General features: G+C 39.2%; 12 protein-coding genes and 2 pseudogenes. 1 reads left to right on the top strand and 13 read right to left on the bottom strand.

The annotated features are described in order from the left end of the window. Positions 1-4: 4 nt before the first annotated feature. A pseudogene (locus tag NF865_RS06845) lies at positions 5-133 on the top strand (ABC transporter ATP-binding protein); the annotation flags it as partial. On the opposite strand, the pseudogene NF865_RS06840 reads toward NF865_RS06845, so the two are convergent. The 13 genes and pseudogenes from NF865_RS06840 to thrC all read right to left on the bottom strand — a co-directional run. Further along, a pseudogene (locus tag NF865_RS06840) lies at positions 133-297 on the bottom strand (aspartate/glutamate racemase family protein); the annotation flags it as partial. The pseudogenes NF865_RS06845 and NF865_RS06840 overlap by 1 nt on opposite strands. Before the next feature lie 48 nt (positions 298-345). Next, entirely contained in the window at positions 346-1,518 is a 1,173-nt protein-coding gene (locus NF865_RS06835) for a pyridoxal phosphate-dependent aminotransferase (protein WP_253304012.1), read from the bottom strand. Between the two features lie 127 nt (positions 1,519-1,645). After that, entirely contained in the window at positions 1,646-2,677 is a 1,032-nt protein-coding gene (locus tag NF865_RS06830) for a DUF4392 domain-containing protein (protein WP_253304011.1), read from the bottom strand. A gap of 5 nt (positions 2,678-2,682) precedes the next feature. Continuing rightward, positions 2,683-2,898, bottom strand: a complete 216-nt coding sequence (locus NF865_RS06825) for a 4Fe-4S dicluster domain-containing protein (protein ID WP_253304010.1) — start codon at positions 2,896-2,898, stop codon at positions 2,683-2,685. 12 nt (positions 2,899-2,910) lie between these two features. Continuing rightward, entirely contained in the window at positions 2,911-3,810 is a 900-nt protein-coding gene (locus NF865_RS06820) for a succinate--CoA ligase subunit alpha (RefSeq protein ID WP_253304009.1), read from the bottom strand. Further along, positions 3,810-4,973, bottom strand: coding sequence for an ATP-grasp domain-containing protein (locus NF865_RS06815; RefSeq protein WP_253304008.1), 1,164 nt, complete (start codon positions 4,971-4,973; stop codon positions 3,810-3,812). The genes NF865_RS06820 and NF865_RS06815 overlap by 1 nt, the downstream gene beginning before the upstream one ends. Positions 4,974-4,996: 23 nt before the next feature. Beyond that, entirely contained in the window at positions 4,997-5,548 is a 552-nt protein-coding gene (locus tag NF865_RS06810) for a 2-oxoacid:acceptor oxidoreductase family protein (RefSeq protein WP_253304007.1), read from the bottom strand. 5 nt (positions 5,549-5,553) lie between these two features. Then, the gene (locus NF865_RS06805) at positions 5,554-6,396 is read right to left on the bottom strand and encodes a thiamine pyrophosphate-dependent enzyme (RefSeq protein WP_253304006.1); all 843 of its coding nucleotides are present in this window, start codon (positions 6,394-6,396) and stop codon (positions 5,554-5,556) included. 1 nt (position 6,397) lies between these two features. Continuing rightward, complete coding sequence (locus NF865_RS06800) at positions 6,398-7,540, bottom strand: 2-oxoacid:acceptor oxidoreductase subunit alpha (RefSeq protein ID WP_253304005.1); 1,143 nt, start codon at positions 7,538-7,540, stop codon at positions 6,398-6,400. Between the two features lie 4 nt (positions 7,541-7,544). Further along, positions 7,545-8,756 (bottom strand): aminotransferase-like domain-containing protein, encoded by a 1,212-nt coding sequence (locus tag NF865_RS06795; protein ID WP_253304004.1) that lies wholly within the window; start codon positions 8,754-8,756, stop codon positions 7,545-7,547. 46 nt (positions 8,757-8,802) lie between these two features. Beyond that, complete coding sequence (locus tag NF865_RS06790; RefSeq protein WP_253304003.1) at positions 8,803-9,507, bottom strand: maleate cis-trans isomerase family protein; 705 nt, start codon at positions 9,505-9,507, stop codon at positions 8,803-8,805. Between the two features lie 37 nt (positions 9,508-9,544). Further along, a complete protein-coding gene (locus NF865_RS06785; protein WP_253304002.1) occupies positions 9,545-11,047 on the bottom strand; it encodes a sodium/proline symporter in 1,503 nt (500 codons plus the stop codon). A 360-nt stretch (positions 11,048-11,407) separates the two neighbouring features. After that, on the bottom strand, positions 11,408-12,679 hold the full coding sequence (gene thrC, locus NF865_RS06780; protein WP_253304001.1) for a threonine synthase: 1,272 nt from the start codon (positions 12,677-12,679) through the stop codon (positions 11,408-11,410). Between the last annotated feature and the right edge of the window lies 1 nt (position 12,680).

Here is a 12,680-nt window from a genome sequence, read left to right as displayed (position 1 = left end):
TGGAATGGCTGGGAATGTGCTTGAGGTTCGCAATCTTAAGATGTATTACTTCACCAATAGGGGTGTTGTGAGGGCTGTTGATGACATAAGCTTCGATTTAAAAAAGGGAGAAGTCCTAGGACTTGCCGGTGAGATGTAAGCAGTTCTGTCAGGGATTTTCGGGTTGTTGTAGATGATTATCCTTGGATGGTCTTGGTCCCTTTTTGCTGGGGTCTTGAGGACTATCCTCTTGAATAAATCTACTGTTGCAAGCGGACCCATTCCACCCAAAATCCCAATGAGTTTTTCAGTTTTCATAATATATACCCCCTTAGGATAGTTTAATCCCCAGACCTTGCACTCCCTTTAAAGTTCTTCTACAAGTTCTCTTATTCTTTCCATGCCCTTCTTAATGTTTTCTCTCGAAGTGGCAAAAGATATCCTAACATGCCCTTCACCTAAACTTCCAAAAGCAGAGCCAGGAGTAACTACAACATGCTTCTTTTCAAGAATCATCCTTGCAAAGTCACTTGACTTCATTGGGTAATTGTATTTTGGAAAGACGTAGAAAGTACCTTTTGGTTTATAAGCTTCGAAAAGCTCTATCTTTTTAAGTTCATTATACACCAGTTCTCTTCTTCTTGAATACTCCTCTATCATTTTCTTTACTTCCTCTTGAGTTTCATCATCCCTTAGAGCCTTTGCAACTGCTACTTGTGCAAAAGCTGGTGCACAAGTAAGCGTATGAGATTGGAATTTCGTCATTTCTTTAGTTAGGGTTTTTGGAGCTATAATGTAACCAATCCTCCAACCAGTCATTGCGTACATCTTTGAAAATCCATTAACTATTATTGTTCTCTCAAGCATACCTTCAAAAGAAGCTGGAGATATGAACCGCCCCTCATAAATGATTTTTTCATAAATTTCATCTGATAACACAATAAGATTCTTGTCCTGAGCAATGTCCCTAATGAATTTCATGTCCTCAATGGAGAATACTGTTCCAAGGGGATTTGAGGGAGAATTGATAACTATCATTTTTGTTTTATTCGTTATTTTTTCTTTTATTTCCTCCTCATTAATTGCCCTATCTCTTATGGACACAGAGTAACCTATAGGCTTGGCGTCTAAAAGTTTTGCCATTTGACAGTAAGATACCCAGCCAGGATTAGGGATAAGTACTTCATCTCCAGGGTTTAGAACGGAAGCCATCGCTGTAAAAATTCCAAATTTGGAGGGGGTTATAATGACATTTTCCCAAGTAGCGTCAACATTGTTTTCCTCTCTGTATTTTTCAGCTATGGCTTCTCTTGTTTCTTTTAAACCTGCGGGAGGTGTGTAGTGAGTATACCCTTCTTTCATTGCCTCATACGCCCATTCTATTATTTTTCTTGGTGTGTGAAAATCGGGTTCTCCTATACCAAAGGAAATTACGTCATATCCCTTTTCTTCTAATTTTCGGGCGAGAGTAACAACCTCTACCGTCGCTGAAGGTTCAACCTTTTTTAATTTTTCACTAATATCAATCACAACTCTCATAGTTTTACCACCACCAGATAATTTAATTAAAACCAGGTTATACTTAATCCATGATTTTCATTATCCTTCCACAATTAAAACAACAAAACACTCCCAAACCTATTAGCTGGTACAACACTGATCTACTTTAAACACTTATTATCTCCCCCCTAATAACTGGATGTGGGCGATGAAACAATATCTGGCGGATTAGTGCTAAAACAGACTTATGTATGCCAAGTTCTACGTTATCAGCCGATCTTTCAACAATACCCTTATCTCCGTCAATGGCTCCTTCGCTTATGACTAAAGTAAACATTAGATCTTCATTTTCTTGAGTATGTAACCCCTCTGGTTTATTGCACATCCTAGCTAACATGCCACTAAGAGCATAGCCACCCCAATTGGAAATGGCTGCTGTCACCAACACATCAACTTTAGAAGTTGCAGCTATTCCTCCCTTACAAGGGCACTGGCACACATCCCCATAGGGAACATGCTTTCTTACTACATCCTCTATTACTCCCATACCTACTTCGTTACCTCCATCCCCAATGCCTATAGTTAAAATGTCTCTTTTTTGAGCTTCAGTGATTATATGTTCAACCTTGGCATGATATTTACTAATGTCCAATCCACTCTGATTATGGTACACATTCTTGGAGTTACGACCTGCTTTTTCAATAGCTATTACTGCCCTGGGGTTTAGTTCATCCAAAAGTCTTTTTGCATCCTCTTTTGCTTTTTCTTCATCTATCGGAAATCCTACAATTGAAGCAGAATGCTTATACGACTCCTTACAGATTTCTTCAATAGGCATGACACTTAGTCCAACTCCTCTAACTGCAGCTTTTAAGATCCTTAATGAGGCATCTACCGGCTCTGTTATGAGTATTGGCTTGCCACCCAGACATATGTCAATGGTTCTGGCAAGTGATGCAGCTCCTAAGGGACCATCTGTTTCCTGAACATACAACGGGGGTGTTCTGAAGCCTGTCATTATCAAAACTGCATCATTTTTACCCACAGCTTCTTTGATTTCTCTTGCTGCTCTATAGATTAAAGGCTCACCAATTTTCTCATATGCTCCAGTATATAGTTTGTCTATTATACCTCTCCCAAGTATATCGATATTTACAAGTGTGTCCAACCATTTACCTAGTGTCTCATAAGATGCCATGATATTTAGCCCCCTTCTTCAACAATTGTTATTGCAAAATCGGGACATACTATTTCACATAACTTGCAACCTATGCACTTTTCAGGAGCTTGTACTTCTGCAATATTTAGGCCTTTTGTATTAATCTTAGTTGGAGATATTATGAGCACTTGTTTTGGACATACCTCGACACATATACCACATCCTTTACACAGGTTTTCATTAATAACAGGATACTTCATCACGACACCTCCTTACCTTTTTAGATATTTTTTAACATTTTCTATAACTTCCTCAAAGGTTTTGGCAACATATATGCCAGAATTTCTCAAGAATTGTACTTTAGTGTCCCACGTACCTCTTCCTTTCATTATAATTGCTGCCGCATGTCCCATACTTTTTCCTGGTGGAGCACACCGACCCACTATTAAAGCTATAACAGGCTTTGATACATTTTGTTTAACATATTCAGCAGCTTCTTCTTCGATAGTACCCCCTATCTCACCAAGCATTAATATTACTTCTGTATCCTTGTCTCGTTCTAATGATTCAATCACGTCTATCATTGAAGTTCCCCATATTGGTCCGCCCCCTATACATACTATGGCAGATTGACCTATCCCCGCCCCAGAGAGAGCTTTGGACATGTCATATGAGAGAGAACCACTTCTAGACACAATGCCAACTGGACCCTTAGTAAAGTATTTGTCAGGAAGTACAGGATGAACTCCCAGTTTGCACTCATGGGGTATGAGAATTCCCGCTGCCTCAGGCCCTACTATTTTTGCGTCTTTCTCGCTAGCATAGTGTATTATTTTTATTGAATCAAGATAAGGAACATCCGCAGTTGGAAGCACAATAAGTTTAACACCACCATCAATTGCTTCAATACAACTATCCAAGGCACTACCAGGTGGTACAAAGGCTACTGCTACATCAAAAGGTCCTTTTTCTTCTTTAGCTTCAAAGATTGTATCATATACTGGGACTCCATGAATTTCCATTCCTCCTTTGCCGGGAGTTACACCTGCAACTATGTTGGTACCATAATCAATCATTAATTTACTCTGAAACGAGCCAATTCTACCAGTTATTCCTTGAACTATTACTCTAGCATTTCTGTCTAATTTAACATTATTTATTTCAATTACCATTAGCTTATCCCTCCCGAGAAAGATATAACTTTATTTACAGCTTCGTTAATATCTTCTGTGACAAAAATATTCGCATTTTTTAACATCTCGTGTGCTTTGTCAAAGTTAGTTCCAGCTACTCTCACTATAATTGGAATGCTATTGTTTTTTTCTCTGAATTGTATTATGCCTTTACACATTTCATCCATTATATTAGCCCCACCAAACCAGTTTATTAGAAGTACTCTAGTTTTTGGATCACTTGAAACTATCTCCAGTACTCGGCTTATCTTTTCGGGAGTATTAGCCAATCCAAGTTCACAATAACTAGCAACTGAACCACCTAATTGACAAATTGTATCATATGCATACATTCCAATACCTGCCCCATCAGATATAAGTGCGATTCCCTCTTTTTCAAAATCAATATATGCAGAGCACCCTAGCTCTTTTAGCTTGATTTCTTTTAGATTTCTGGTAATACCAAGAGCTTCTTGCTCTTTCTCTAACTGTTCAAAAGTTTCTTGGTGTCTATATTTGGCAGGTTCATTCAGCACTATTTTAGCGTCTACAGCTACTAATTCTCCTGATTTCGTTAATGCTAAGGGATTTATTTCTACGAGTTCAGCATCATAGTCTCTGAGTATTCTATACATAGAAGTCAAAATATGTGCATATACATTAACTAGTCTTCCTGAGAGTCCAAGTTTTCTTGCAAGAAGCCTTGCTTGGTATGTCTTTATCCCAACAAACGGATCTACATTCATTTTAAAGATCATTTCAGGATGCTTAAGGGTTAGTTCTTCAATATCGATGCCACCAAGAGAAGAAGCAAGTATCGTAACGTTGTTAGTTGTGGTGTCTATAGTTATACTAGTATAAAGCTCTTTCTCGATATTGACATAATCTTCTATTAGAATTGCGCAAGTTTTTTCTCCATTGATCACTAAATTAAAAATCTGTTCTACTAGTTTAGAAATTTCTTCTTTAGTTTTTGCTATTTTGACACCTCCTGCTTTTCCTCTTCCACCACTAAGAACTTGGGCTTTGAGAACACAAGGTAGTTGTAGTTTATCCAAGATTGCATTGACCTCTTCAGCATTTTTAATTAAGTAACTGGAAGTACTTGTTGGTATATTATACTTCCTAAATATTTCTTTTGCTTGGAATTCGAAGAGTTTCATTGTTAATACCTCCTTAGCTTTGTTTATTTCTCCTCACTACTTAAAACAAAGTTTTTGCCGGCGTAGTACGCTTTCTTGTTAATCTCGAGGTATTTCTTCGGCACATGCATTTCCAGAGACTTGAGAAGGCTTTCTTCAGTAACAATGTTTGTAATAGCTCTCATAGCTCCTAGCATAACAGTATTAGCTACCCTGTTATTACCTAATTCAGTAGCAATACGAGCTGCTGGAATCTTGTAAACAGTTCCAATACGTTTTGTTGTGGGAGGAATGTTTTGGACGAGATCTGGATCTATAAAAAGAGTCCCGTCATCCTTGATTGTATTTATATATTTTGACAAAGTACTATACGCAAACGCGATCATGTAGTCCACTTCGTCTATAATAGGAGAATAGATGTCTCCATCGGAAATTTTGACATCTGCATAAACTTCTCCTCCTCGTACTTCTGAGCCATATCTTTGTGTTTGAGTGGCATTAACTCCATCTAACACTGCAGCATGAGCTAATATAACTGATGATAAAACAATACCTTGACCCCCTATGCCCAAAAATCGAATATTCCACTCCGGCAATTTCTTCACCTTCCTCCCGTTATTTTTTTCAACATATTGTAATATTCCTCTTCAAATGTGGGTCTCACTTCGGCCTTAAACTCACCTACAATTATCTTTTTCTCAAGGTCTTCTGGACTTATCTCTCTTGCTTGTTCTATGGGGACACTTTCTTCCTTAAGCTTCTTCCATAAAACTGCGGGATCGTCCACCCCATATACCCTCCTTCCATAATATGTTACACATTGGGAAATAACCTCGACAAGAGAGAATCCTTTATGAGTTATGGCCTTTTTTAACGTGTTTATTAGTTGAAATGGATGAGCTGTAGTCCATCTTGCTATGAAGGATGCTCCAGCAGCGTCAGCAAGCTTACAAAGATCGAATGGACGCTCAATATTTCCATAGGGAGAAGTGGATGTAACAACACCCTTAGGTGTAGTTGCTGCTACTTCGCCTCCAGTCATTGCAAAAATTCTGTTGTTTATTACTATTGTAGTTACTCCTATGTTTCTCCTGCATGCTTGTATGAAATGATTACCACCTATATTAGCAGCGGCTCCATCTCCTAAAACAGCTATTACGTGGAGTTTAGGATTGGCTAGCTTTATTCCACTTGCATACGCTAACTCACGTCCATGTATGCCGTGGATACATTCAAAGTTCATAAAGATTGGAAGCCTTGCTGCACATCCAACTCCTGTTACCATCACAACTTTATCTAAATCGATTTTTCCTTCTGCCGAAAGATCATCTAAGGCCTTTGCTAGGTAATTCATAAGTTGCCCGATTCCACAACCAGGGCAAAAAGTATGTGGTAATAAATCTTCTCGAAGATATTTTAATCTTGGATGTTTTATAGCCTCCATATTAACACACCTCCTGGTATAGATTTTTTATTCCAGAAACAATTTCATTCAAAGTGAATTGTTCCCCTCTATTCTTGGGCAATGACTCAACTTTTGTTATGCATCCGGCAACTCTTTCCACTTCGAGAACGTATTTCCCAACGTTAAGTTCAGGAACTAAAATACCTTTGACACTTTCGGCAACTTTTTTTAGTTCTTGTTCGGGTACTGGAAACACCGTATCTAACTTAAGCAAGCCAACTTTAACCCCATCTTCTCTGAGTTTTTTCACTGCGCCTAATGCAACCCTTGCAGTGCTTCCATAAGCCACTACGGCTATATCTGCATCGTCCAAATAAAACTCCCGATATTTTACTATGTCATCTATGTTGTTTCTTATTTTCCCAATTATCCTGTTATACATCCTTTCAAACACATCTGGACTCCAATTAATGTATCCTCTTTCATCATGCGGGTTTAAGGACCTAATCACCCTATAACCAGTTCCCAATACTGGAAATAGTGGTACTCCTTTTTCATCTCCTTTATACGGCAAAAACTCCTCCGGAGGAATTTCATTTACCTTGGCTATTTTCCTATTGACTATCTTCTTTTTTATCTCGTCTTCATCTGGGATAACTACTTTTTCTCTCATGAGCCCGATAGAGGCTTCGAGAATTATAATAACGGGAGTTCTGTACTTCTCTGCAGTATTAAACGCCTCAATCATAAAATCGAAGCATTCTTGAGGAGACGATGGGGCAAACGCTATTGCTTCGTAGTCTCCACTTGGCCCCCATCTAACTTGCATTATATCAGCATGAGTTGGGAAATTCTCTCCTCTAGTTCTCATCGAGTCTACTACCACTAATGGGACTTCAACCGCAGTAGCGTACCCAAGTCCCTCTTGCATGTAATTAAATCCTGCACTTGCTGTGGCTGTCATAGCCTTCATACCAGCTAAGGACGCTCCGATTACAGAAAAGATGGAAAAGAGTTCATCTTCAGACTGAATAAATATGCCTCCTACTTTAGGCATCTTTTCCGCCATATATATGCTTATCTCATTAACGGGTGTTATGGGGTAGGCTGCATAATATCTGCAACCTGCAGCAATAGCACCCTCCACAATAGCGTGGTTTCCAAGCATAAATTCTACTTTCAACTTGTCACACCCCCTCTTCTTTGCATGTTTTTGCTAGTCTTTTAATTCCCTCAACAATCTCCTCTTCACTTGGATACGAGAAATCCACTCTCATAGCGTTCTTTACACTTCTGTCTGGGTAAAACGCTTCACCTGGAACGTACACTACACCATTCTCCACGGCCTTCTCTAGCATGGAAGTTGTATTCAATTCACTTGGACCCATTACCCAAACAAACATGCCTCCTGTCGGCTTAGTCCACTCAAATCCCTCCGGCATGTACTCTTCCAAAGCGTCAAGCATTACCTTTAACTTTGGTTTATAATATGCCCTAATCTTTGGAATATGCTCTCTAAGATAACCTCCTTTTATGTACTCTGCAGCGATGTACTGGCAAAAACTACTCGTGTGAAGATCACGCCGTTGCTTAACAATCTCAAATTTTCTGATAATCTGCGGATCCGCCACAATCCACCCGACTCTAAAGCCAGGTGCAAGGATTTTTGAGAAACTTCCAGAGTAGATAACTCTCCCCTCTGAATCCCAGTGCTTTATAGGCAGCGGAGGTTCTTTATCCGAATAGTTAAGCTCGTGGTATGGATCATCTTCAATGATTAAAAAGTCGTATTTGTTTGCAAGCTCAAGAAGGTACTTCCTCCTTTCCTCACTCATTGTTACTCCACCAGGATTTTGAAATGTTGGGATTGTATAGACGAATTTCACGTTTTTGCCTTCAGCTTTCAATTTCTTAAGCTTGTCCTCAAGCACATCAACCCTCATCCCCTCCTCATCAACTGGCACTTGAACAAACTCAGGACCATACTGAGCAAAAGCATCAATAGCCGCTACATATGTGGGCGCTTCAATGATTACAACGTCTCCTGGGTTTAGAAAAGTCATACCAGTTAAATCAAGCACCTGTTGTGCACCAGACGTTATCAACACGCCCACTTTTGAGGAATCTATTTTGTATCTTTCTTCTATGAAGTTCTTTATCTGCTCTATAAGTCCCGAATAACCAGGCGTAGGACCATACTGGAGTGCATCCTTTCCATACTTTTCAAGCACCTCATCTGCAAGTTTTTTGATTATCCTTGTTGGAAAAGTTTCTGGGCTAGGATTGCCAGCTGCTAGAGAGATAAGGCCTTTTTTTCCTACATACTTCTTTAACAATTCCCTAATTATTGAGGGCCTCATACCTTTCACTTTTTCCGAATAGTATTTTTCATAATTCATTTTTATCCCCCCATCTTTTCCATTTGATGAAACATACCACATCTTCTCAGAATTCTCGTAATAATGCACCAAACCCTCTTATTTTGGTCTTTAACCCCGATAATCTCAACAATTTCCACATAGTTGCTTGATTGCTCGAAACAACAGGTTTTCCGAGATCTTCTTCTAGCAATTCTAAAATTTCGACAGTTTTGAAATCCGTACAGCTTATAAAGATCCCATCGGACTCAGGAGTATCAATTTCTCTGACTAATTTATACGTTTCATCTATGGGTAAGTCTCCTTCACCCTTGAGAAGACCAAGGCCTTTTATTTTTGTTATTTTGAATCCATTTTCTTCCAGTAGTTTCTTTAATTTCTGCATTATCGGATCAGTGTATGGTGCACCAACTGAGATTTTTTTCAACCCCATTAAGTCCAAGGCTTCTAAAACAGCAGTTGTTGTAGTAGTTGCGGGTATTCCAGTGTTTTGTTGTATGCTCTCTATAATTTGTTTGTCATATCCAACTCCTTTTATGAAACTACCACTAGTACAACCGAATGCTATCGCATCAACTCTTGCATGAGCTAATAATTCGGCAGCTTGGGGAACATAATCAATCATAGCTGCCAATTGCTCTTCTGTATCTTCTGTTTGAGGTATTCTCGAGAAATGAATCGACACTCCGTCTGGTGCCATCTTATAAAGTTCATACTCCATAGTAATATTAGAGGAAGGAACTAATACCCCCAATTTGCATCTTCTTATCATCATTCGCCACCTCCAACGAAATTAAAAATTTAAAAATTCATGAAGCTTGTAATTGCTTCCACTCGGAGTCTTCAGGAAGTTTACCCGTCCTAGCGTAGACTACTAAATCCTGTGCTTTCTTTGGAGGTTCTTTATCTAGCAAACTAATAACAACAAGAGCTATCGTTGCAGCTGCCATGCCTGGAACTGCAGGATGTGAATAAGCTTCTAAACCAGCATAGTGCCATGCAGCATTTACTATGGCTCCTACTATTATACTTACCAAAGCACCCTTTCTGGTAGCTCTTTTCCAATATAAACCAAGAACTAATGGAGGGCCAATCGCTGATGCAAATGTTCCCCATGCTAATGCCACAAGCCAGAATACGGATTCTGGTTTGAAGGAAAACAGAATTGCGAGGAATCCAAGAACTAATGTTGTAATTCTAGCAATATTAACTTGTTTTTTCTGATCTATCGGTTTTCTAAGGTACTGTTTATAGAAATCCCATGAAGCAGATGTGGATGCTACGAGAAGCCAGGAGTCTGCTGTTGACATGGCTCCTGCTAAAACTGCAGTTGTGAAGAGAGCAGCCATCGCTGGAGAAAATGCGTATCTAAACAACTGTAACAGTACGTACTCCGGATCTCCTCTTGGAAATACTGACGGATCAGGCCATAGTACCTTACCCGCTAACCCTCCTAAAGCTGCTCCTATCATGAATATAGAGATTACAACCACTGATATTACTGTTGCATTTGCAATTGTTTTTTCATCCTTAGCTGCAAGATATCTTGCATGTATATGGGGCTGACCTAGATATCCAAAAGTTCCTGAACCCAAAAGTACTGTAAATGAAAGCATAGTTACTAGAAAATTGGGAGCAAGCTTTGTGTATGAAGGATCCATTGCATGAAGTTTATCGAGCATAGGTGCAAAACCACCTACTTCTTTAAGCGCAACTATTATAGCTAGGGAGAGTCCTATCAGCATCAATAGTCCTTGGACGAAGTCAGTCCACGCTACAGCAAGCATTCCACTTGCCATTGTGTAGAGTATAATTATCATCCCTACTATCACAACTGCATAGCCATATTTCCAGCCAAAAAAGAATTCTAGCGTCTTGCCCCCTGCTACTAGCTGAGACACTACATATGCCCATGATGCAAATAAAATTACCAAGGTTAAAATTAATCTGATAATACGTTTATCTTCATCATAGTATCTAGCTTCCAAAACGTCTATTACTGATATAGCTCCCGTTAATTTTCCTATCCTGTGTACTAGAATTCCACACAGAATAAGTACCATTAATGTACCAAGCACATCTCCAGGCACTACCCATGTTCCTGCAACTGCATGTTCATATACAAAACCAGCAGCTCCTAGGAATACCCAACCACTCATAATACTAGCCTCATGAGTAAACGCTAGAACCCACGCTCCCATTTTTCTGCCAGCAACATAGAAGTCTTCACCAGTCTTAGTTCTTCTTGTTCCTAACCAACCAACTATAAGTAAAAAAATCAAGTATCCTATGAATATCGCTTCTTCTATCATTCTATGCCCCTCCTGACCTTGTACCAGTATAGGACAGACACTAATATTGAAACCAAAGGAATTCCAAAAACCCAGAGACCAGCAATTACCACGTAATCTTCCATTTTTAATCCCCCTCACTTCTTATCTTAATTAGTTGCTAACAACGAAATGTTCAATTTGCATTACGTCAGGGATGGTGAAGTTTGCAAATGAAGTATGGAACTACTACTGAGGATATGACAAAAGTTTGGCCATCACCCCCAGTTTCCTTTTATCTACTATGGTTCCAGATATATGTAATCAATCATTAGCACATATTTTTATCTCCCAAAATGTACAGTTATGTTTGAAAATATACAATGAAGACTTTATAAATACCTATAGCTGAAAATTATAGTGCTTTTTCAGAAATATTTCAAGATCTTTCCATACTGGCTCTATTGCTGGTAACTTCTTTGGAGTCACAGGCCTTATATCCTTTAGCCCTGTTGATGTAATCACTAGTACTATTTTTTCATCTCTATCAATCCTGTTCTCTTCTACTAATCTTATCACGGCTGCTAAAGAAGCAGAGGAAGCTGGTTCCGCAAAAATTCCTTCATGCTTAGCTAACATTTTTTGTGCTTGTAATATTTCATCATCAGTAACTGGCATGGCATAGCCATTTGAATCACGCATAGTCTTTAATGCTTGGTAACTACTTATAGTACCAGCTATCGATAATGCTACAGTGGGTTTCGATGGGACTTTTTCAATGTAGTCAAGATTCTTTCTTAATGCATTCGCTATGGGTCCCATTTCTGTCTCAGCAGCTATCATCCGTGGGAGATCATCAGTAATACCTAAGTTTTGAAATTCATTAAACCCCAACCATATACCGTATAACCCCTCTCCATAAACCGTGGGTACTACCACCCAGTCAGGCACTTCAAACTCCAACTGCTCAGCTATTTCAAAAGCTATGGTCTTATACCCCTGAACCCCGTAGGGATTTCCCGTAGGCATTGGAGACGAATATGTGCCCGTAGGATACCATCCTAATTCTTCTACACACTTTTTCATTAATGCCCATCTGCCTTCGGGTGTTGTAATGGGCACTACTTTTGCTCCATATATATGCATCAAAGTTAACATTATGTCCGAGACTGTGGGCAAGGTAAATATAACACAATCCATCCCTGCTTTAGCAGCGTATGCGGCAGTAGAGCCCCCATGATTACCTGTTGTTGCTACTGTGGCCACTTTAGCACCAAACTCTAGCCCCTTTGAGATAGCAACAGAACATAACCGGTCTTTGTATGACCAAGTAGGATTCCTCGACTCATCTTTTACATAGAGATTTCTAAGTCCCAAGATTTTTTCCAAGTTTTTACATTTGAGTAATGGAGTATTACCCTCTCCCAGTGTTATCATGTATTTTTCGTTCTCAACTGGTAAAAGCTCTTTGAATCTCCACACTCCCATAAGTCTTGATCTCTTTAGGAAGAGATCTTTGGAAATAAGTTTTGAAATTGCGTCGTAATCGTATACTACTGTTAGGTTAGATCTGAATTTGTCTGTTGCACATTTAGGGCAACCCTCGAACATTCTGCTGAGAGGGTATTCTGCACCACAATTTAAGCATTTTAAACCTATGACTCTATCTGCCATC

The sequence above is a fragment of the Thermococcus aggregans genome, assembly GCF_024022995.1.
Classification (GTDB): Archaea; Methanobacteriota_B; Thermococci; order Thermococcales; family Thermococcaceae; genus Thermococcus_A; species Thermococcus_A aggregans.
The sequence above is the reverse complement of the archived record's forward strand: the minus strand, read 5'-3'. Positions and strand labels throughout refer to the sequence as shown.